20 protein-coding genes are annotated in these 19,852 nt (G+C 63.9%); 8 read left to right on the top strand and 12 right to left on the bottom strand.

Annotated elements, in window-relative coordinates:
- Positions 1-35: 35 nt before the first annotated feature.
- The 4 genes from B9Z01_RS09005 to B9Z01_RS08990 all read left to right on the top strand — a co-directional run bounded on the left by B9Z01_RS09005 (position 36) and on the right by B9Z01_RS08990 (position 3,431).
- Positions 36-584 carry an iron transporter gene (locus B9Z01_RS09005; RefSeq protein ID WP_085481959.1) on the top strand — a complete coding sequence of 183 codons (549 nt, stop codon included), beginning with the start codon at positions 36-38 and terminating at the stop codon, positions 582-584.
- A gap of 160 nt (positions 585-744) precedes the next feature.
- The gene (locus tag B9Z01_RS09000; protein WP_085482119.1) at positions 745-1,077 is read left to right on the top strand and encodes a cupredoxin domain-containing protein; all 333 of its coding nucleotides are present in this window, start codon (positions 745-747) and stop codon (positions 1,075-1,077) included.
- A 93-nt stretch (positions 1,078-1,170) separates the two neighbouring features.
- Complete coding sequence (locus B9Z01_RS08995; protein ID WP_085481957.1) at positions 1,171-2,025, top strand: FTR1 family iron permease; 855 nt, start codon at positions 1,171-1,173, stop codon at positions 2,023-2,025.
- Positions 2,022-3,431 (top strand): 4Fe-4S binding protein, encoded by a 1,410-nt coding sequence (locus B9Z01_RS08990; protein ID WP_085481955.1) that lies wholly within the window; start codon positions 2,022-2,024, stop codon positions 3,429-3,431. The genes B9Z01_RS08995 and B9Z01_RS08990 overlap by 4 nt, the downstream gene beginning before the upstream one ends.
- Before the next feature lie 306 nt (positions 3,432-3,737).
- Here the strand turns inward: B9Z01_RS08990 and hemP are convergent, their stop codons facing one another.
- The 4 genes from hemP to B9Z01_RS08970 all read right to left on the bottom strand — a co-directional run bounded on the left by hemP (position 3,738) and on the right by B9Z01_RS08970 (position 6,194).
- The gene (hemP, locus tag B9Z01_RS08985; RefSeq protein WP_085481953.1) at positions 3,738-3,998 is read right to left on the bottom strand and encodes a hemin uptake protein HemP; all 261 of its coding nucleotides are present in this window, start codon (positions 3,996-3,998) and stop codon (positions 3,738-3,740) included.
- Positions 3,999-4,178: 180 nt separating this feature from the next.
- Complete coding sequence (locus B9Z01_RS08980; protein WP_085481951.1) at positions 4,179-4,661, bottom strand: SRPBCC family protein; 483 nt, start codon at positions 4,659-4,661, stop codon at positions 4,179-4,181.
- A gap of 72 nt (positions 4,662-4,733) precedes the next feature.
- A complete protein-coding gene (locus tag B9Z01_RS08975) occupies positions 4,734-5,132 on the bottom strand; it encodes an OsmC family protein (RefSeq protein ID WP_085481949.1) in 399 nt (132 codons plus the stop codon).
- Between the two features lie 183 nt (positions 5,133-5,315).
- Positions 5,316-6,194 carry a pirin family protein gene (locus tag B9Z01_RS08970; protein WP_085481947.1) on the bottom strand — a complete coding sequence of 293 codons (879 nt, stop codon included), beginning with the start codon at positions 6,192-6,194 and terminating at the stop codon, positions 5,316-5,318.
- A 122-nt stretch (positions 6,195-6,316) separates the two neighbouring features.
- Between B9Z01_RS08970 and B9Z01_RS08965 the strand changes: the two genes are divergently transcribed.
- Entirely contained in the window at positions 6,317-7,327 is a 1,011-nt protein-coding gene (locus tag B9Z01_RS08965) for a LysR family transcriptional regulator (RefSeq protein ID WP_085481945.1), read from the top strand.
- Positions 7,328-7,753: 426 nt separating this feature from the next.
- On the opposite strand, the gene B9Z01_RS08960 is transcribed toward B9Z01_RS08965, so the two are convergent.
- The 8 genes from B9Z01_RS08960 to B9Z01_RS08925 form a co-directional block, all read right to left on the bottom strand.
- Positions 7,754-8,173, bottom strand: a complete 420-nt coding sequence (locus tag B9Z01_RS08960; protein WP_085481943.1) for an ExbD/TolR family protein — start codon at positions 8,171-8,173, stop codon at positions 7,754-7,756.
- Positions 8,174-8,189: 16 nt separating this feature from the next.
- Positions 8,190-8,918 (bottom strand): MotA/TolQ/ExbB proton channel family protein, encoded by a 729-nt coding sequence (locus B9Z01_RS08955; protein ID WP_085481941.1) that lies wholly within the window; start codon positions 8,916-8,918, stop codon positions 8,190-8,192.
- Between the two features lie 26 nt (positions 8,919-8,944).
- Positions 8,945-9,679 (bottom strand): energy transducer TonB, encoded by a 735-nt coding sequence (locus B9Z01_RS08950; protein ID WP_085481939.1) that lies wholly within the window; start codon positions 9,677-9,679, stop codon positions 8,945-8,947.
- A gap of 305 nt (positions 9,680-9,984) precedes the next feature.
- On the bottom strand, positions 9,985-10,236 hold the full coding sequence (locus B9Z01_RS08945; protein ID WP_085482117.1) for a (2Fe-2S)-binding protein: 252 nt from the start codon (positions 10,234-10,236) through the stop codon (positions 9,985-9,987).
- 231 nt (positions 10,237-10,467) lie between these two features.
- On the bottom strand, positions 10,468-11,352 hold the full coding sequence (gene murI / locus B9Z01_RS08940; RefSeq protein WP_085481937.1) for a glutamate racemase: 885 nt from the start codon (positions 11,350-11,352) through the stop codon (positions 10,468-10,470).
- 114 nt (positions 11,353-11,466) lie between these two features.
- Positions 11,467-11,946, bottom strand: a complete 480-nt coding sequence (gene bfr / locus B9Z01_RS08935; RefSeq protein ID WP_085481935.1) for a bacterioferritin — start codon at positions 11,944-11,946, stop codon at positions 11,467-11,469.
- A gap of 198 nt (positions 11,947-12,144) precedes the next feature.
- A complete protein-coding gene (locus B9Z01_RS08930) occupies positions 12,145-13,668 on the bottom strand; it encodes a fumarate hydratase (protein WP_085481933.1) in 1,524 nt (507 codons plus the stop codon).
- A 51-nt stretch (positions 13,669-13,719) separates the two neighbouring features.
- Entirely contained in the window at positions 13,720-14,292 is a 573-nt protein-coding gene (locus B9Z01_RS08925; protein WP_420814655.1) for a TIGR00645 family protein, read from the bottom strand.
- Positions 14,293-15,218: 926 nt separating this feature from the next.
- On the opposite strand from B9Z01_RS08925, the gene acs reads away from it, so the two are divergent.
- The 3 genes from acs (at position 15,219) to B9Z01_RS08910 (ending at position 19,844) form a co-directional block, all read left to right on the top strand.
- Positions 15,219-17,201, top strand: coding sequence for an acetate--CoA ligase (gene acs / locus B9Z01_RS08920; RefSeq protein ID WP_085481929.1), 1,983 nt, complete (start codon positions 15,219-15,221; stop codon positions 17,199-17,201).
- A gap of 203 nt (positions 17,202-17,404) precedes the next feature.
- Positions 17,405-17,821, top strand: coding sequence for a DUF4212 domain-containing protein (locus B9Z01_RS08915; RefSeq protein ID WP_143808869.1), 417 nt, complete (start codon positions 17,405-17,407; stop codon positions 17,819-17,821).
- 4 nt (positions 17,822-17,825) lie between these two features.
- The gene (locus B9Z01_RS08910; RefSeq protein ID WP_085481925.1) at positions 17,826-19,844 is read left to right on the top strand and encodes a sodium:solute symporter family protein; all 2,019 of its coding nucleotides are present in this window, start codon (positions 17,826-17,828) and stop codon (positions 19,842-19,844) included.
- Positions 19,845-19,852: the final 8 nt, after the last annotated feature.

Raw genomic sequence — 19,852 nt, 5'->3', positions numbered from 1 at the left:
ATTCGATCCCGGTCTGATAAAAACAAGGAGTTTCAATGCGGATTTCTTCATTTGTGCGTGGTGGCGCTGCCGCGGTGGCCGCCGTCGCGGCTTTCTCGGCTTCGGCCGCCGAATACCCGATCGGCAAGCAGCAGATCCAGGGCGGCATGGAAATCGGCGCGGTCTACCTGCAGCCGATCACGATGGAACCCGAAGGCATGATGCGCAAGGCCTCGGATTCGGACATCCACCTCGAAGCCGACATCCACGCAGTCAAGAACAATCCGACCGGTTTCGCCGAGGGCGACTGGATGCCGTATCTGCAGGTGCACTACGAACTGACGAAGGCCGGTTCGAACCAGCCGCTCAAGGGCGATCTGATGGCGATGGTCGCGAACGACGGTCCGCACTACGGCGATAACGTCAAGCTGCAAGGTCCGGGCAAGTATCACCTGAAGCTGATCGTCGAACCGCCGATGCAAACGGGCCACATGGCGTTCGGCCGCCACGTCGACAAGGAAACCGGCGTGGGTCCGTGGTTCAAGCCGTTCACGCTCGAGTACGACTTCACCTTCGCTGGTATCGGCAAGAAGGGCGGTTATTGATCGGTGCGCGTTGTGCCGCGAGTTGCGCCGCGCGCCGCGTCTGAACGGTGAAGCGATCGGCGGGCGGCGGCCGATGGACGCATCAGTGAATGCAGCAGACGGCGCGCGGACGTTCAGTGTCATATACAACGTCGGCGCGTCGCGTTTTCCGGACAGGCTAATGGGAATTAATCGAAAGATCGCGATGCTTGCCGCCACATTCTGGCTGGCGGGCGCGGCTCACGCAGCCGACCTGCCGACCTTCAAGCTCGAAATGAACGACGGCAAGCTGAACCCGGCCCGCATCGAAGTGCCGGCGGGGCAGCGTATCAAGATCGAAGTGCGCAACACGGGCAAAGGCGCGGCCGAATTCGAAAGCGTGCAGTTGCGCAAGGAGAAGGTGCTGGCGCCGGGCGCCGATTCGTTCGTCGTGATTGCGCCGCTCGAGCCGGGCGAATACAAGTTTTTCGACGACTTTCACCAGCAGGCGCAGGGCGTGATCGTCGCGAAGTAAGCCGTGGCCTCGAACGTGAGCGCGCCGCGTGCAACGAGCGCCCGGGTTCAGGCGAGGCAGTCAGGCAGTAGAAGGATCGAAGGGAGAGTTTGAATGGGGCAGATTCTGTTCGTCGTGTGGCGGGAAAGTGTCGAGGCGCTGCTGGTCGTCGGCATCCTGTACGCGTGGTTGAAAAATGGTGACGACGACGCGCGCCGCGGCTTGCCGTACCTGTGGGGCGGCGTGGCGGCCGGCGTGATCGCGGCGGTCGCGCTCGGCGCGGCGCTCGTCGGTTTCACCGAAGTGCTTTCCGGTGACGCGCAGGATTACTTCCAGACCGCGATGGTGCTGATCGCCTGTGTGCTGATCGTGCAGATGGTGCTGTGGATGAAGCAGCACGGCCGCACCTTGAAGCGCGAGATGGAGCAGTCGCTGCAAAAGAGCCAGCGCGATTCGAACTGGTGGGGCGTCGCGGTGCTGGTTGCATTGGCGATCGCCCGTGAGGGCAGCGAGACGGTGATCTTTCTGTATGGCCTCGGCTTCGGCCAGTCGGGTCACGTCGACGGCAGCCAGATGCTCGCGGTCGCGCTCGGCCTCGCGCTCGCGTTCCTGACCTTCTATGTGCTGCAGCTCGGCGGCAAGTTCTTCTCGTGGCGGCTCTTTTTCCGCGTCACCGAAATCATGCTGCTGTTCCTCGGCGCGGGCCTGTTCCAGACCGGCGTCGACAAGCTGATCGACAAGGAAATCCTGCCGACGCTCGTCGACCAGATGTGGAATTCGTCGGCGATTCTCGACGACTCGAGCACCTTCGGCTCGCTCGTCGCGACGCTGACCGGCTATCGCGCTCACCCGGCGCTGATGAACCTGATCGCTTACGCAGTGTACTGGGCGGTCGTCTATCTGCTCGTGCGCCGCGCAAACCGTAAAAACCGCAAGCCGGCGCAGCAGGCGGCAGGACGCGCAGCATGAGCAGCGTGATGGCCCCCCGGCCGGGCCGCCTCGCGGCGGCCGGCCAGTGGATGCAGCGTCACGGCGCGGTGATCCGCGGCATTCAGTGGGTCGTGGTCGCGGTGTACGCGTTCCTCATCCTCGTGCCCGCGCTGATGCCGCTGCCCGACGACACCGCGCATCTGTGGAACAACCTGACGCTTGCCGCGCAGTTCGTGTTCTGGGGCATCTGGTGGCCGTTCGTGCTGCTGTCGATGGTGATGCTCGGGCGGGTCTGGTGCGGCGTGCTGTGCCCGGAAGGCGCGCTCGCCGAATTCGCGAGCAAGTTCGGCCGCGGCCGCGCGATTCCGCGCTGGATGCGCTGGGGCGGCTGGCCGTTCGTCGCGTTCGGCATCACGACGATCTACGGCCAGATGGTGAGCGTCTACCAGTATCCGAAAGCGGTGCTGCTGGTGCTGGGCGGCTCGACCTTCGCGGCGATCGTCATCGGCCTGCTATACGGACGCGAGAAGCGCGTCTGGTGCAAATACCTGTGCCCTGTCAACGGGGTTTTTTCGCTTCTGGCGCGCCTCGCGCCGTTCCACTACAAGGTCGACGAAGACGCGTGGCGCCATTCGTACAAGAACGGCGAGCACGGGCATCGCGTGATTCCGATCAACTGCGCGCCGCTCGTGCCGTTGCGCAACATGAAGGGCGCGGCGGACTGCCATATGTGCGGCCGCTGCAGCGGACACCGCGACGCGATTGCGCTGACGTGGCGCAAGCCGTCGTCGGAAGTGGTGCAGCTGGGTGACAAGAAGGCGAACCCGTGGGATACCGCGCTGATTCTGTACGGCCTGCTCGGCATCGCGATCGGCGCGTTTCACTGGACCGCGTCGCGCTGGTTCATCGACCTGAAGATGTTTGCCGCGACGTGGCTCGTCGATCACGACATCACGTGGCCGCTCGACACCAACGCGCCGTGGTTCCTGTTCACGCATTATCCCGAGCAGAACGACGTGTTCTCGTGGCTCGACGGCTCGCTGCTGATCGGCTACATCCTCGCGACGGCGCTCGTGTACGGCACCGCGCTGCTGCTGTTGCTGATGGGCGCGACGCGCATGCTCGGGCGCTTCGACGCGACGCGGCTGCATCATCTGACGCAGGGGCTGATTCCGATTGCCGGCGCGGGCGTGTTCCTTGGACTCTCCGCGACGACGCTGTCGCTGCTGCGCGCCGAGCATGTGTCGCTGTGGTGGGCGTCGGATCTGCGCATCGCGATTCTCGCGATTTCGAGCCTGTGGAGCGCATGGCTCGCATGGCTCGTCACGCGCCGCTATAGCGAGCGTTTCGTGCCGCGCGCGCTGGCGATGCTGTGGTTCGTCGCGGCGCTGGCCGTGGTGAATAGTGCGTGGTGGCTGATGTTCTGGGGCTGGGCGTCGAAGTAGTGGCGTGACGCGAGTCAGAGACTGCACGGAAAACCGGGCGGAAAACCAAAGCAAAAAACAACGCAGAAAACAGAAAGCCGTGGGATGTTGCCATCCCACGGCTTTTTCATTTTCCGCATTCAGCGATACGCGGCGTTTCGCGCATCTGCTTTCCGGTGAGAACCAAAAAAATGGCCTGGCTTGCTGCGACGGCTGGCTTGGTGTCTGCACGAAGGGGTCTAGTTCTCGCGTGCAAGCCGTCGTGGCTGGCTAATGCCTAACACCTCTCTGGGAGGTGGTCCCCACAATACCCGGTACTTACCACTCTTACTTCGTCAGGATCAGCTTGCCCAGGCGCGTGGCGCGCAACTGGTAGGTTTCGCCGTTATGGACGATGCTGATGTGACTATGGCCTTGCAGCAGCGCGTCGCTGCGTACGACCCGTTCCGACGTCTCGCCCGGACCGTTCGTGCGCTCCGCGGCGGGTTTCGCGGCCGGTGCGCTAGCCGTCGACGATTTCGGGCGGCTGGTCAGCGCGGCCGCCGGGCGGCGCAGGCTGAGCGTGGAGGAGCGGTTGAGATCGGTCATTTGTTGTAGCTTGTGTGTCGATTCGATGGATTGATTCTAAATGATAACTATTCCTATTTACAAGATTAGGAAATTCATCGGATTTGACTTTCGATAGATGGAGGAACAAGCGGCAATACAACGATGGGGGCCAACCTGATCGCGGCCCCGCGCAGCGCGGGCAGAGCGCCCGCGCATCATTCAATGCAACGGTCCCGGCGCCTGCTTGCCCGCCACGTATTGGCGGATCAGCCGCACCGTGTCGATGTCGTTCTCGCGATACGCCGACTTGACGATCTCCTGCGTCTGCACGGCGTCCTGATCGGTCGAGACGGGCAGCGTGGTCGCATACTCGAAGCGCAGGAAGAGTTGCAATTCGTCGGGTTGCTCGATCGTCATCGTGAGCGAGCCGCCGACGTGCTCCGCGGTCGGCAGGATGTCATAGCGCACGCTCTGGCTGTCCTCGAGCGTGACGCGGTCGCGCACGGTCGCCTGACCGTAGTGCAGCTCGCGCTCGAGGACATTGCCTTCGCGCGACAGAATCGTGCAACTGTCGAGGCCCATCACGAACAGTTGCGGCTGCTCGGCGCGCAGCACGAGCCCTTCCCACAACTGCTCGCGGGTCATCGATTCGACGAAGGGATTCAACGGGTCGTTGATCTGGATGAGGTGTTCGAAATTCAAGACGACTGCGTCCTATGAAAACGTTGCGATACCCGCAGCCGGCTCAGCGCGGGCACGTCGGCCGAACGTCCGTTACGCGACGGCGAGGGTGGAGCGGATCGAGATGGCATGCGTGAGGATCTTGTGAACCGGACACCCATTGGCGATTTGCAAGAGCCGTTCCCGCTGTTCGCCGGACAGCTCGCCTTCGAGCACGATCTGGCGCTCGATGGTCGAGCCCGCGTCGCCGGTTTCCATCGACAGCTTCACGCGCACGCCCGCGAGCGGCCATTCCTTGCGCTGCGCGTACATCTTCAGCGTGATCGACGTGCAGGCGCCGAGGCTCGACAGCAGCAGCGAGACGGGCGTCGGGCTGCGGTCGCCGCCGCCGACCGATTCGGGTTCGTCGGCCAGCCACGTGTGCTTGCCGTCGTCGAGAATGACCTGGAAATTCGTCGCGCCGATGTGGGCGGTGACGGTGGACTCTGCCATGCGCGCTCCTTTGCAGGGACGGAAAAAGCGCCGCGCGCCGGGACTCATTGCGATAAAACGCCGCGCGACATGAGCCGCTATTGTGACCGAATTTACCGGCGTTCGCGCCATGGGCCCGTCGAGATACTCCGGCGAGCGGGGTATCTCGCGCGTCAGGCGAGGCGAATCATTGCCGTCAGCGCTTCAGTGGGCGATCTCGCCCATCCGTCCGGCCTGGTAGTCGATCACCGCCTGGCGGATCTCGTCCTCGGTGTTCATCACGAACGGGCCGTAGCGCACCACCGGCTCCTTCAGCGGCACGCCGCCGAGCAGCAGCACCTCGAGCGGCTCGTCGCCGGCGCTGAGCGTGACCGCGTCGCCGTCGTTTCCGAACACGACCATCGTCTGCGCGCCGATCTCCCGGCGCGCCTCGCCTTCGCCGTAAATGCCCTTGCCGGACAGGCCATATGCGAATACGCGATAGTCGGCCGGCACCGGCTGGCGGATCGTCGCGCCCGGTTGCAGCGAGAAATGCTGATACAGGATCGGCGTGCGCGTTTCGATCGCGGCCTTCACGCCGAGCGCTTCGCCGGCGATCACCTTCACGCGCACCTTGCCGTCCGCGGACGTCGCGACCGGAATGCTCGCCGACGGGATTTCCTGGTAGCGCGGCGCGATCATCTTGTCGCGGCGCGGCAGGTTCACCCACAGTTGCAGGCCGTGCACGCGCCCGCCCGTACGCACGAACGCCGGGTCCGGCATTTCGCTGTGCACGACGCCCGCACCCGCGGTCATCCATTGCACGTCGCCGGCGCGCAGCGTGCCGGAGTGGCCCGCCGAGTCCTTGTGGCCGAACTCACCTTCGAGCGCATACGTCACCGTTTCGAAGCCGCGGTGCGGATGATCGGGAGCGCCCTTGGCCTCGCCCGGCGCATAGTCGACCGGCCCCATTTCGTCGAGCAGCAGGAACGGATCGAAGTCCATCAGCAGACGCGTCGGAAACGGGCGATGGACGATAAATCCACCGCCTTCAGTCGTGCGAACAGCGGGAAACGTGCGTTCGATCGTGCGTGGCGTGCTCATCAATATCACCTTGAAAAATGGGGAATAGCGTTATTTTTGAAACATGGAGCTATTATAGGGACCGTTTTTGCCGGTGCCAGCCGCCTTCGAGCAATGGATTGTTCTGTTAATGGAACGATGAGATGAAGATCGATTCACACAACCTGAATGACCTGATGTACTTCTCGCAGGTCGTCGAACATGGCGGATTTTCCGCCGCAGAGCGCGTGCTGGGCATCTCGAAGTCGCGTCTGTCGCGCCGGCTCACGGAGCTGGAAGCGTCGCTCGGCGTGCGGCTTTTGCAGCGTTCCACGCGCAAGCTCGCGCTGACCGAAGCCGGGCAACTGTTCTACCAGCACTGTCAGGCGATGCTGAGCGAGGCGCAGGCGGCCGTCAACGTGGTGCAGCAACTGCGCTCGTCGCCGCGCGGCACCGTGCGCGTGAGCGTGCCGGTCACGATCTCGCAGACCATCCTCTCGACGATCCTGCCGGAATTCATGCATCGCTATCCCGAGGTGCGCGTGGTCATGCGGGTGACGAACCGCGTGGTCGATCTGTTCGAGGATTCGATCGACATCGCGCTGCGCGTGCGTTCCGATCCGCCCGAAAATGCCAACATCGTCGTGCGGCCGCTGTGGCGCACGCAGCAGATGCTGGTGGGCGCGCCGAGCCTTTTGCAGCAGAATGCGCCGCCGCTGACGCCGGCCGATCTGAGCCGCTTCGAAACGCTCGACGTGCCGACGAGCGACGGCCGCCATGTCTACAACCTGATCTCGCCCGACGGCACGCGTCACGCGCACGAACACGAGCCGCGCCTCGTGACCGCCGATCTGATGACGATCCGCGAAGCGGTGCTCGCCGGTGTCGGCATCGCCGCGCTGCCGGAGATGATGTACGGGGCCGCATTGAGAACGGGGCAGTTGTCGCCGGTGATGCCGGGCTGGAGTTTTCCGACACCGCAGTTGTACGCGGTGTTCGTGTCGCGTCAGGGGATGGTGCCGGCCGTACGGGCGTTCGTCGATTATCTGGTCGAGATGCTCGACCCGGACGAGGGCAAGCACATCATGCGCGAGTGTCCGGTGAGCGGCGAAAAAGCGGCGCAGCCGCCGTCTCGCGCCGCTGCTTCTGCTGTTGCCTCCGCTGTTGCCACATAAGGCGCGCATGGCGCGCGCACCACCTGCATCACGCACCGCAAATCGTTTTTAGCATTTAAGCGTGGCCTGTCATCGGTACTTTCAATGGCCGTTTGCTTGAATGCGCGCGCGCGGGAGCCTATAGTGAAATCCCTTCGCTAAGGAGTCTCTTATGCGAAAACTCATGGCCGCTATCATAGCGGGCCTGATAGGGCTGACCGCGCTGTCCGTGTCGACCACGGCTGTCGCATGCGGTGATTCGAGCTATCAGTCTTCGGCCGATGGCAAGTGATCCCGCCGCCCGAAGGCGCCGAGCGCGCACAAAAAAAGGCCTTCATCCGACGATGAAGGCCTTTTACTTTTTAGTCCCTGTTTAAAGGGCTTTTTTGCGTTTCCGCTTCGATGTGGCGCCGCTGCGCCGCTGCGCGCTACGTTACGTCGTCCGGGTTACTTCGTCTTCGGTTGCGTGACGAAGCCGATCTTCGTGAGGCCGCCGGCCTGCGCCGCCGACATCACCTGCGCGACTTTCTCGTAAGGCACCTTGCGGTCGGCATCGAGATGCAGCTCCGGCTGCGGGCTCGCCTGTGCGGCCGTCGCGATCTTCGCGGCGAGCGCCGCGTCGTCGACCTTCGCGTCGTCCCACAGAACGTTGCCGTCCGCGTCGATCGACACCGTCACCTGCGCGGGTTTCGTATCTTCCTTCTGACTGCTTGCGTGCGGCAGATCGATCTTGACCGCATGACGGATCACCGGAATCGTCACCATGAAGACGATCAGGAGAACCAACATCACGTCGACGAGCGGCGTCATGTTGATTTCGTTCATCAGGCCGTCGTCATCGTCTCCGGCGAAAGGGCTCATTGCCATCGGAATGCCTCGTCGATCAGTTGGCGCGGGCCGCGAGACGCAGGCCGTCGCGCCGCGTCGACGACAGGCGCGCGCCCGTCACGAAGAACGCATGCAGGCCGTGCGCGAAGCGGGAGAGCTTCGCGACGATCGCCTTGTTGGCGCGCGTGAGCGCGTTATAGCCGAGCACCGCCGGAATCGCGACGAACAGACCGAACGCGGTCATGATGAGCGCTTCGCCGACCGGGCCGGCGACCTGGTCGATCGACGACTGGCCGCTCGCGCCGATCGCGAGCAACGCGTGATAGATGCCCCACACCGTGCCGAACAGACCGACGAACGGCGCCGTGCTGCCGATCGACGCGAGAATCGCGAGACCGCTCTGCATGCGCGAGACGCTTTCGTCCATGGTGTCCTTCAGGCAGCGCGTGATCCAGTCCGACACGTCCATGCGGTCATGCAGATGCGGTTGCGTTTGATGGTGATGATCGGCCGCTTCCTGGCCCGACAGCGCGAGCGCGAGGAACGGGTTGTCCTGCGGCGTGGACGAACCCGCGCCGAGCTTCTTCACGCCGTCGGCGAGATCGTCCGAATGCCAGAACGCCTGCTCGGCGTTCTTCGTGAGACGCTTCAGGCGCATCACGTTCCAGCCTTTGACGACGATCACGCTCCACGACAGTATCGACATGATCAGCAGCGCGAGCGCGATGCCGCGCGTCACGAAATCCCCTTGCGCCCACACGTGCGCCAATCCGTAGTTTTGCATTGCAATTCCTGTTTTTGAAATCTGCTTCAATCGGTCAGATTGAAGTTGAAAGGCTGGGTGTACACGGCTCGCACGGGCTGGCCGTTCTCGAGATAGGGCTTGCAGGCGCTCGCGCGCACCGCGGCTAGCGCGGCGTCATCGAGGCGATCGAAGCCGCTGCTTTTCTTCAACTCGACACTCTCGAGCTTGCCCGTCAAACCGACCACGAACCGCACGTACGCGGTGCCGGATTCGCCGCGCCGCCTCGACAGTGCCGGGTAATCGGGCTGCGCGATGTTGCACTCGACGTGCGAGACGTTCTTCGGCGCGGCGATTTCCATCGTCTGCCGGCCGATTGCGGGCGCGGCCGCCACGGGCGGCTGCGCGGGCTCGGCGGGCGCTGGCGGCGTCGGATCGGCCGCCGCGACGGGCGTCGGCGACGGCGCGTCGGCCTGCGGCAACGGAGTGGGTGCGGGCTTAGGCGTCGGGACCGGCTTCGGCTGCACCTTCGGCTTCGTATGGACCGGCGGCGTCGGCTTGGGCGGCGGCGCGATCGATTGCAGCGCGACGGGCGCGGCAGTCGGCGCGGGCGGCAGCAACTCCGCGGTCATCACGTGCGATTCCAGCGCGGGCGGCGCGGGTTCGTGACGCAGCATCATGATGACGGCGAGCAACGCGACGTGAATCGCCGCGACCACAGCGGTGACGGTCAGCGCGCGCGAATTCTGACGGGGGGGTGACGCCAGCGGAGCGCCAGCGGAAACAGGGTGCGGGACCTGCATGGTTAGCGTGGCAGCACGCCGCCTGGGCGGCGTGTCAGACAGGACATCGTCATGTTCGGAAAATCAGCAGCGAAATGAACAGGGTAGTCACGAAACCAATCAGCAATTCCATCTCGAACTCCTTTCACAGGATGAGCGGGGTAGCTGGCTGGCAGGAATACTGGCTTGCTGACGGCAGTGGGATCAAGGCGTACGGCGAACTACGTGGTGCCTTGGCGTCGCATTAAACGTTACATTAAATGCGTGAACAGCATGGTGCAACAAACGTGGCGGGTGTGGCTCGCGCCGTGTGCCGAAAGCGGGAATCAGGCTGCCTTGCGCTCGTAGAACGTCACCGCGACCATTTCCACGACTTGCCCATGATGATGCTCGGCAACGCCGCAGCGGCTCGCGCAAACGCCGCTTTGCAGCATGACGTCGCGCACCGATTCCTCGCACCGGCCGCAGCAGGATGCGACGCCAAGCTCGAACTGAAGCTCATCGAACGAGTCGATGCCATCCGCGATCGAGGAGCGGATGGTTCGGTCGGAAACGGATTTGCAGACACAGACGATCATGGCAGGCGTCATAGCTAACGTTAATGCGAATTATTATCATTTTGTTTGGTCCGTTTGGCAAGTGCCATCGATGATTTTTTGTAACAAAACCAGAATCTTAGGAGGGGTTTCGTCGGAGGGAAAAGCGCGTCGGAATGGCTGGCGGCGGCGCTGGAGTGGGGGCGACAGGCGTGGGACAGACCCAGAAAGGCCCGAGGCCCGCTAACCCAGCGCCCGCGGGCCCACCGCCCCTTACGCTGCCCGCGAATCCGGCCCGGCCGTCCGGCGCGATGGAATTCGCACCTGTTCGACGGCCGCTTCGATGCGCAGCAGGCTCGCGGCGAGCTGTTGCTGGTGGAGGCCGTCGTCGGTGGAATAGAAGCGCGGCAGCAGGGCGCCCGCGCCAGGCGCGGTGCGCAGGCCGTGCTGCGCCAGCACGCGCTCCAGTTGACGCGCGATCGCCACGCTCGTGTCGATCAGCGCGAGCCGGTCGCCGACGATGTCGCGGATCGCCGCATCGAGAAACGGGTAGTGGGTGCAGCCGAGCACGAGGGTGTCGGCGCCTGCATCGAGCATCGGCTCGAGATAGCTGCGCAGGAGCGCGCGCAATTCCGCCGAGCCGACGTCGCAGCGCTCGACCGCCTGCACGAGCCCATGCCCCGGCTGACACAGAAAGCGGCAATCGGCGGCGTAGCGCTCGAGCAGCCCCTGAAAGCGGGCGCTGCGCAACGTCGCTTGCGTGGCGAGCACGCCGGCGACACGGCTTTTCGACTGCAGCGCGGCGGGTTTGATGCCGGGTTCGACGCCGATCAGCGGAATCGGCAGCTTTTCGCGAACCAATGCGATCGACTGCGCAGTGGCCGTGTTGCACGCGACCACCAGCGCTTTCGCGCCTTGCCCCATCAGCCATTCGCCGATGGCGAGCGTGCGGTCGGCGATGAAATCGTCATCGCGCTCGCCATAGGGCGCATACAGCGAATCGGCGACATACAGGATCGCTTCGTCAGGCAGTTGCGCACGGACCGCCCGCAGCACCGACAGACCGCCCAGCCCGGAATCGAAAATGCCGATCGGCGCTTGCGGCGCGGCGCCAGCGGTAAAGGTCCGGACCGTCGGGGACTGCGATTGTGCAGACATAGGCAGAGAGAACGTGCGTGACGCAACGTGCGGCGCGGTTCTTCTCGAACGCAGATGCGCTCGCAGACGAGCGAACGCTTGCGCCGCCGCGCCGGATAGCTCAGCGTGCTTCGATCAGGATTCGACCGAGCCCATCCCGCTTTGCTGATAGTTCTGGATACCGACCTTGTCGATCAGGTCGAGTTGGGTTTCGAGCCAGTCGATATGCTCTTCAGTGTCGTCGAGAATCTTCGTGAAGATTTCGCGCGAGATGAAATCGCGGACTGATTCGCAATACACGATTGCTTCCTTGCAGGTGTTTTGCGAAATCTGTTCGAGCTTCAGATCGCATTCGAGGATCTCTTTGGTTTCCTCGCCGATCAGCAGCTTGTGCAGATCCTGCAGATTCGGCAAACCGTCGAGCATGAAAATGCGCTCGATCAGCATGTCGGCATGCTTCATTTCGCCGATCGACTCGTCGTATTCATGCTTGCCGAGTTTGTCGAGGCCCCAGTGCTTGTACATCCGCGCGTGCAGGAAGTACTGATTGATCGCGGTCAGCTCGTTCTTGAGCTGCGCGTTCAGATACTCGAGAACTTTCTTGTCGCCTTGCATGTTATTTCCTTATGTGGAGACCTTGAATTTCCAACAACAATAAACGCCATACCTGAAAAAGCCAAGGAAACCGGCACAACTTCAGGCAATGTTGCCGCCTTCGCACGCCGCATTGCACACGCATGGCGCGCGGCAATAAAAAACCGGGACCGCGGCCCCGGCTTTGCGACTTGCCTGAGTGGCGCTAACTGCGAATCATTAAGCCGTGGCGACCGGAATCTTGCCGATCTTCGCCTGCCATTCCTTCGGGCCAGTCTGGTGTACCGAGGTGCCGTTCGAATCGACCGCGACCGTGACCGGCATGTCCTGCACGTCGAATTCGTAGATCGCTTCCATGCCGAGGTCTTCGAACGCGAGCACCTTCGCGCTGCGGATCGCCTTCGACACGAGGTACGCGGCGCCGCCCACGGCCATCAGATACGCGGCCTTGTGCTTCTTGATCGCCTCGATCGCGACCGGGCCGCGCTCGGCCTTGCCGATCATCGAAATGAGGCCGGTTTGCGCGAGCATCGTCTCGGTGAACTTGTCCATGCGCGTCGCGGTGGTCGGGCCTGCCGGGCCGACGGCTTCGTCGCGCACCGGATCGACCGGGCCGACGTAGTAGATCACGCGGTTCGTGAAGTCGACCGGCAGCTTTTCGCCCTTCGCGAGCATGTCGGCGATGCGCTTGTGCGCGGCGTCGCGGCCCGTCAACATCTTGCCCGACAGTAGCAGCGTCTGGCCCGGCTTCCAGCCGGCAACTTCTTCCGGCGTCAGCGTGTTCAGATCGACGCGCTTGCTCTTTTCCGTGTCCGGTTCCCACTGCACCTTCGGCCATGCGTCGAGCGACGGCGCTTCGAGTTTCGCGACGCCCGAGCCGTCGAGCGTGAAGTGCGCGTGACGCGTCGCCGCGCAGTTCGGGATGATCGCGATCGGCTTCGATGCAGCGTGCGTCGGCGCGGCCATGATCTTCACGTCGAGCACGGTGGCGAGACCGCCGAGACCCTGCGCGCCGATGCCGAGCGCGTTGACCTTCTCATGCAGCTCGACGCGCAGCTCTTCGATCCAGTCCTGCGGGCCGCGTGCGATCACGTCTTGAATGTCGATCGGGTCCATCAGCGATTCCTTCGCCATCAGCATCGCCTTCTCAGCGGTGCCGCCGATGCCGATGCCGAGCATGCCCGGCGGGCACCAGCCCGCGCCCATCGTCGGCACGGTCTTCAGAATCCAGTCGACGATCGAATCCGACGGGTTCAGCATCGCGAACTTCGACTTGTTCTCCGAGCCGCCGCCCTTCGCTGCAACCTGCACATCGACCTTGTCGCCCGGCACGATCTCGTAGTGGATCACGGCCGGCGTGTTGTCCTTGGTGTTCTTGCGCGCGCCTTCGGGCGGGCTCACGATCGATGCGCGCAGCACGTTGTCCGGGTTCAGATAACCGCGGCGCACGCCTTCGTTGATCATGTCGGTGACGCTCATCGTCGCGCCGTCCCAGCGCACATCCATGCCGACCTTCACGAACACCGTGACGATGCCGGTGTCCTGGCAGATCGGGCGCTTGCCTTCGGCGCACATGCGGCTGTTGGTGAGAATCTGCGCGATCGCGTCTTTCGCGGCCGGGCTCTGTTCGAGTTCGTAGGCGCGGCCGAGGGCTTCGATGTAGTCGAGCGGATGGTAGTAGCTGATGTACTGCAGCGAATCAGCAATGCTCTGAATCAGGTCTTCCTGTTTGATGACGGTCATGGCTAGCTCAGTGGGGAGTGGCGCTTGTTGTCGGATCGCGATGCGGTGCGGTCAGTCTTGCGCCTTCAGGGGAGTGGAACCTTTGATGCCGCCCACGGCGTGCAGTGGCGCCGCGGACTCTTCGAAATGTTTGGGATGCGTGTGCGTGGTGAGGCGGTCGACGAGCGCCATCACGAGCGCCGAAATAAGGAACGCCACGTGGATGGTCACCTGCCACATGATCGTGTGGGTCGTGTTCTGGTCGGGGCTGATGAAGGTCTTCAGCAGATGGATGGACGAAATGCTGATGAGCGCCATCGACAGTTTCACTTTCAGCACACCGGCGTTCACGTGATCGAGCCACTCCGGTTCGTCCGGATGACCATCGAGGTTCAGGCGCGACACGAACGTTTCATACCCGCCGATGATGACCATGATGAGCAGGTTCGAGATCATGACCACGTCGATCAGGCTCAGCACGACGAGCATGACGTTGGTTTCGTCGAGCTTCATCGACTCCGCGACCAGATGCCAGACTTCCTTGAGGAACAGCACGACGTAGACCGCCTGCGCGACGATCAGGCCCAGATACAGCGGCACCTGCAGCCAGCGGCTCATGAAAATGATGACGGGCAGCGGACGCATCGGGCGGCGTTGACGGGTGGAGTCGGGTCGCGAAGCGGACATGGGCAAGAGTCAGATGAAATGCAGATGAAACGCGGATGACGGAACACGGACCAATGCGCCGGACGGCATGCCGCTGGCGCACATGAGTCAGGCTCGCGGATCGGGAGACGGTTCGAGCATCCGGCTCGAAGGCGCGCCCGGCACGCAAACCAGGCGCCGACGGTGTGCTACACGGCCACGAAAGGCCGCGAAACCCGCGTCGGGCGCGCTATTGTACAGCGTCGGTCGAATTGGCTGCCGCGCGGCGGGCAGATGAAAGGCCGGCGAGGGCACATGAGGCGGACGTGAGCAGGACCCGAGGGGCGCATGCGGGACGGGGCGCCGTGAAGAAACAGGCCGTCGCGATTCAAGCTGGAATCCGGACGGCTAGTTCAGTTAGCATTGTAAGAGGCCGTGCAAGCCAGCGTAAAAGCACGACGCTCGGGTACAGTTGGGCACGGCGGGAAAGCGTTGCATGCGGATGGGATCGCGATATGCGATGTGTTCATCGTGTGCAGGACTCGATGAGCCAATGCAGTATGACGCGTGGCGCAGCATCGCTGCGCATTGCCGGATGGGCCGCGTGTTCGCCGCGCGTGCTGTCCGGCGAGCGCCTAAGGTCATGGAAGGTCCAGGTCGAAGGTATAAGGGTTTTCGCTCGTCGTTCAACGCCGGGCGCGTAAGTGGCCGGTAAGTTGCAGCGCTTATCTTTGAGCCTGCAAGTTCGGGCAGAACGGCCAGCCTGCCTGCACGCATCGATGCTGCATTGCCGCACGGGTACGCTCGGCGGCGCGGCGGGAGTGGGAGAGCGGGAGGCAGCGCCGTTCGTTGCGGCGTCAACAGGATAAGGTGCGCCACGCGCGCCGGTACGGGTTTTACGTTTCATCTTCACCAAGGGGTTGTCGATGTCTGCGATTGAATCGGTTCTTCAGGAAAGCCGCGTTTTTCCACCCTCCGCCGAAACGGCGAAAGGCGCCACGATTTCCGGCATGGACGCGTACCGCGCGCTCGCCGCCGAAGCCGAGCGCGATTATGAAGGCTTCTGGGGGCGTCTCGCGAAGGAGACGCTGAGCTGGCACAAGCCGTTCACGAAGGTGCTCGACGAATCGAAGGCACCGTTCTACACGTGGTTCGAAGACGGCCAGCTGAACGCGTCGTACAACAGCCTCGACCGTCACGTCGAGGCCGGTAACGGTGAGCGTGTCGCAATCGTGTTCGAGGCCGACGACGGCACCGTCACCAACGTCACTTATCAGGACCTGCTGCAACGCGTGTCGCGCTTTGCGAACGCGCTGAAAAAACGCGGCGTGAAGAAGGGCGATCCGGTCGTCATCTATATGCCGATGTCGATCGAAGGCATCGTCGCGATGCAGGCGTGCGCGCGCATCGGCGCGACGCATTCGGTCGTGTTCGGCGGCTTCTCGTCGAAGTCGCTCAACGAGCGGCTCGTCGACGTGGGCGCGGTTGCGCTCATCACGTCCGACGAACAGATGCGCGGCGGCAAGGCCTTGCCGCTGAAGAACATCGCCGACGAAGCGCTCACGCTCGGCGGCTGCGAGAAGGTCACGAGCGTGATCGTGTACCGCCGCACCGGCGGCAAGGTCGCCTGGAACGAAGGGCGCGACCTGTGGATGCACGAACTCACCGAGGCCGAATCGGATCAGTGCCCGCCCGAGTGGGTCGACGCCGAGCATCCGCTCTTCATCCTCTATACGTCGGGCTCGACCGGCAAGCCGAAGGGCGTGCAGCACAGCACCGGCGGCTATCTGCTGTGGGCCGCGCAGACGCTCAAGTGGACCTTCGACTGGAAGCCCGCCGACGTGTTCTGGTGTACCGCCGACATCGGCTGGATCACGGGTCACAGCTACATCACGTACGGGCCGCTCACGCTCGGCGGCACCCAGGTCGTGTTCGAGGGCGTGCCGACTTATCCGGACGCCGGACGCTTCTGGCAGATGATCGCGAAGCACAAGGTCACGCTGTTCTACACGGCGCCCACCGCGATCCGCTCGCTCATCAAAGTCTCCGAGGCCGACGCGAAAGTGCATCCGAAGAGCTACGACCTGTCGACGCTGCGCATCATCGGCACGGTCGGCGAGCCGATCAATCCGGAAGCGTGGGTGTGGTACTACGAGAACGTCGGCGGCGGGCGCTGCCCGGTCGTCGACACGTGGTGGCAAACCGAGACCGGCGGCCACATGATCGCGCCGATGCCGGGCGCGACGCCGCTCGTGCCGGGTTCGTGCACGCTGCCGCTGCCGGGCATCATGGCCGCGGTCGTCGACGAAACCGGGCAGGACGTGCCGAACGGGCAGGGCGGTATTCTGGTGATCAAGCGTCCGTGGCCGGCGATGCTGCGCAACGTGTGGGGCGATCCGGACCGCTATAAGAAGAGCTATTTTCCCGAAGAACTCGGCGGCAGGCTCTACCTCGCCGGCGACGGCGCGGTGCGCGACAAGGAGACCGGCTACTTCACGATCATGGGCCGGATCGACGACGTGCTCAACGTGTCGGGCCACCGGCTCGGCACGATGGAGATCGAGTCGGCGCTGGTCGCGAATCCGCTCGTCGCCGAGGCTGCGGTGGTGGGCCGGCCCGATGCGACGACCGGCGAGGCCGTGTGCGCGTTCGTCGTGCTCAAGGGCGCGCGTCCGCACGGCGACGAAGCCGTGAAGCTCGCCAATGAGTTGCGCAACTGGGTCGGCAAGGAGATCGGTCCGATCGCGAAGCCGAAGGACATCCGCTTCGGCGAGAACCTGCCGAAGACGCGCTCGGGCAAGATCATGCGCCGCCTGCTGCGCTCGCTCGCGAAGGGCGAGGAGATCACGCAGGACGTGTCCACGCTCGAGAACCCGGCGATCCTCGATCAGCTCGGCGAGTCGCTTTGAGCAGGCTTTGATGTCGCGAGCGGGGCTGCGCAAGCGGCGGGAGTGTGTTGTCGATACGCTCCCGGTTGCGATGCGCAGACCCGCTCATCACTGATTCGAGAGGCTTCGGGTCGAGCGAATCAGATCGAGCCAACCCGCCTGAGCGGCATCGTCGCGCGGACAATCCCGATTGCCTGCCCGATGCCTTTTTGATACATAGGCGCATGACCGCGCCACACCCTTCCTCCCACGCCACGCTGAACCCCGCGCCCGAACCGCCACCGGTCTCGGCGGCGATGGCGCTTGCGCATCGCAAGTACTGGCGTTTCAACCTCGTGCTGATCGCGGCGCTGATGACCCTCGGCTTCATCGTGTCGTTCGTGCTGCCGCTGCTCGCGCCGACGCTCGCGCAGATACGCGTAGGCGGCTTCAGGCTGCCGTTCTATTTCGGCGCGCAGGGCGCGATCCTGATCTACCTCGCGCTGATCGTCGTGTATATCGTGCTGATGCAGCGCGCCGACCGCCAGTTGCAGCGCGCGCTCGAAGCGGATTCGAAGCAGCGCGCCAACGCCGATTCCACGGGCAATAGCACAGCCGGCGCGAGCGCCGACGCAAACGCGCCCGCCGCGCGCGGACGCTGAGCCGATGAAGCTCACGCACCGGCTGATCCGCTCGTACGCGCTCTATACGCTCGGCTTTCTGCTCTTCGTCTACGTGATGTGGCGTATCGAGCGCACCACTGGACCCGGCGTGTGGATCGGCTACGTGTTCCTGTTCGTGCCGATCGCGGTGTATGCGGTGATCGGCGTGCTGTCGCGCACCTCCGATCTGGTCGAATACTACGTGGCGGGGCGGCGCGTGCCGTCGGCGTTCAACGGCATGGCGACCGCGGCCGACTGGCTTTCGGCCGCGTCGTTCATCGGTCTTGCCGGCTCGATCTACGCGACCGGCTACGACGGCCTCGCGTATCTGATGGGTTGGACGGGCGGCTACTGTCTCGTCGCGTTCCTGCTCGCGCCGTATGTGCGCAAGCTCGCGCGCTACACGATTCCCGATTTTCTCGGCACGCGTTTTTCGAGCAACGCGGTGCGCGGACTCGCGGCGCTTGCCGCGATCCTGTGCTCGTTCGTTTATCTGGTCGCGCAGATTCAGGGCGTGGGTTTGATCGCGACGCGTTTTATCGGTGTCGATTTCGCGGTCGGCATTTTCTGCGGACTCGCGGGCATTCTCGTGTGCTCGTTTCTCGGCGGCATGCGCGCGGTCACGTGGACCCAGGTCGCGCAGTACATCATCCTGATCGCCGCCATCCTGATACCTGTATCGATGATCGCGCACAAGGACGGCCTCGGCTGGGTGCCGCAGTTCAACTACGGACGTTTGATGGAGCGCATGGAAGGGCTCGAGAAAGAAGTGCGCGACGCGCCGCTCGAACAGCGCGTGCGCGACGACTATCGACGCCGCGCCGCGCTGATGCAGTTGCGGCTCGACACGCTGCCGCAATCGTTCGCCGACGAGAAGCAGCGGCTCACGCAGGAAGTGGCCGATCTGCGCCGCCACAATGGTCCGTTGCGCGAGATCAAGGAACGCGAACGAGCGCTCGAGCAGTTTCCGCGCGATGCCGCCGCCGCGCAGATCGTCTGGACCCAGCAGCGCGAGGACATGCTCATGCGCGCGGCCGCGCCGGTGCCGATGCACGAGCCGTTTCCCGCTGTCGGCGATGAAGACCGCAGCACGCACACGCGCAACTTTCTTTCGCTGCTGCTGTGCCTCTCGCTCGGCACGGCGAGCTTGCCGCATATCCTCACGCGCTACAACACGACGACCTCGGTCGCGTCGGCGCGCCGCTCGGTCGGCTGGACGCTCTTCTTCGTCGCGCTGTTCTATCTGACCGTGCCTGTGCTCGCCGTGCTGATCAAGTACGAGATTCTGACGAATCTCGTCGGCCACCACTTCGCCGATCTGCCGCAATGGCTCATGCAATGGCGCAAGGTCGAGCCGAGCCTCATCAGCCTCGCCGATACGAACGGCGACGGTATCGTGCGCTGGAGCGAGATCCAGATGCAGCCGGACATGGTCGTGCTTGCCGCGCCGGAGATCGCGGGGCTGCCGTATGTGATGTCGGGCCTGATCGCGGCCGGCGCGCTCGCCGCGGCGCTGTCGACCGCGGATGGTCTGCTGCTGACGATCGCGAATGCGCTGTCGCACGACGTGTATTACCACATGGTCGATCCCGGTGCGTCGAGCCAGCGGCGCGTGACGATCTCGAAGATTCTGCTGCTCGGGGTGGCGCTGTTTGCGTCGTACGTGGCGTCGTTGAATACCGGCAATATTCTGTTTCTGGTCGGCGCGGCGTTTTCGCTGGCGGCGTCGAGCCTGTTCCCGGTGCTCGTGCTCGGCGTGTTCTGGAAACGCACGACGCGGCTCGGCGCGGTGGCGGGCATGGTGGCGGGGCTCGTCGTGTGCATCTACTACATCGTGTCGACGTATCCGTTCTTCACGCAGATGACGGGCTTCACGGGCGCGCGCTGGTTCGGCATCGAGCCGATCAGCTCGGGTGTGTTCGGGGTGCCGGCGGGGTTTCTGGTGGCGATCGGCGTGAGCCTGATCGACCGCAAGCCGGATGCTTATACGATCGCGCTGGTGGACTACATTCGGCATCCCTAGGCGGTTTG

It is taken from the genome of Paraburkholderia susongensis, assembly GCF_900177725.1.
In the GTDB taxonomy this organism is placed as follows: Bacteria; Pseudomonadota; Gammaproteobacteria; order Burkholderiales; family Burkholderiaceae; genus Paraburkholderia; species Paraburkholderia susongensis.
Note: the sequence above shows the minus strand (reverse complement) of the source record. Positions and strands in the feature narration are given on the sequence as shown.

Excerpts from the sequence above, each read along its gene's own strand:
- B9Z01_RS08970 (WP_085481947.1), bottom strand. The coding sequence starts at position 6,194 with ATGAGCACGCCACGCACGATCGAACGCACGTTTCCCGCTGTTCGCACG.
- hemP (WP_085481953.1), bottom strand. The coding sequence starts at position 3,998 with ATGACCGATCTCAACCGCTCCTCCACGCTCAGCCTGCGCCGCCCGGCG.
- B9Z01_RS08990 (WP_085481955.1), top strand. The coding sequence starts at position 2,022 with ATGAGCAGCGTGATGGCCCCCCGGCCGGGCCGCCTCGCGGCGGCCGGC.
- bfr (WP_085481935.1), bottom strand. The coding sequence starts at position 11,946 with ATGCAAGGCGACAAGAAAGTTCTCGAGTATCTGAACGCGCAGCTCAAG.
- B9Z01_RS09000 (WP_085482119.1), top strand. The coding sequence starts at position 745 with ATGGGAATTAATCGAAAGATCGCGATGCTTGCCGCCACATTCTGGCTG.
- acs (WP_085481929.1), top strand. The coding sequence starts at position 15,219 with ATGTCTGCGATTGAATCGGTTCTTCAGGAAAGCCGCGTTTTTCCACCC.
- B9Z01_RS08910 (WP_085481925.1), top strand. The coding sequence starts at position 17,826 with ATGAAGCTCACGCACCGGCTGATCCGCTCGTACGCGCTCTATACGCTC.
- murI (WP_085481937.1), bottom strand. The coding sequence starts at position 11,352 with ATGTCTGCACAATCGCAGTCCCCGACGGTCCGGACCTTTACCGCTGGC.
- B9Z01_RS08945 (WP_085482117.1), bottom strand. The coding sequence starts at position 10,236 with ATGATCGTCTGTGTCTGCAAATCCGTTTCCGACCGAACCATCCGCTCC.
- B9Z01_RS08925 (WP_420814655.1), bottom strand. The coding sequence starts at position 14,292 with ATGCGTCCGCTGCCCGTCATCATTTTCATGAGCCGCTGGCTGCAGGTG.
- B9Z01_RS08960 (WP_085481943.1), bottom strand. The coding sequence starts at position 8,173 with ATGGCAATGAGCCCTTTCGCCGGAGACGATGACGACGGCCTGATGAAC.
- B9Z01_RS08965 (WP_085481945.1), top strand. The coding sequence starts at position 6,317 with ATGAAGATCGATTCACACAACCTGAATGACCTGATGTACTTCTCGCAG.
- B9Z01_RS08930 (WP_085481933.1), bottom strand. The coding sequence starts at position 13,668 with ATGACCGTCATCAAACAGGAAGACCTGATTCAGAGCATTGCTGATTCG.
- B9Z01_RS08995 (WP_085481957.1), top strand. The coding sequence starts at position 1,171 with ATGGGGCAGATTCTGTTCGTCGTGTGGCGGGAAAGTGTCGAGGCGCTG.
- B9Z01_RS08950 (WP_085481939.1), bottom strand. The coding sequence starts at position 9,679 with ATGCAGGTCCCGCACCCTGTTTCCGCTGGCGCTCCGCTGGCGTCACCC.
- B9Z01_RS08975 (WP_085481949.1), bottom strand. The coding sequence starts at position 5,132 with ATGGCAGAGTCCACCGTCACCGCCCACATCGGCGCGACGAATTTCCAG.
- B9Z01_RS09005 (WP_085481959.1), top strand. The coding sequence starts at position 36 with ATGCGGATTTCTTCATTTGTGCGTGGTGGCGCTGCCGCGGTGGCCGCC.
- B9Z01_RS08915 (WP_143808869.1), top strand. The coding sequence starts at position 17,405 with ATGACCGCGCCACACCCTTCCTCCCACGCCACGCTGAACCCCGCGCCC.
- B9Z01_RS08955 (WP_085481941.1), bottom strand. The coding sequence starts at position 8,918 with ATGCAAAACTACGGATTGGCGCACGTGTGGGCGCAAGGGGATTTCGTG.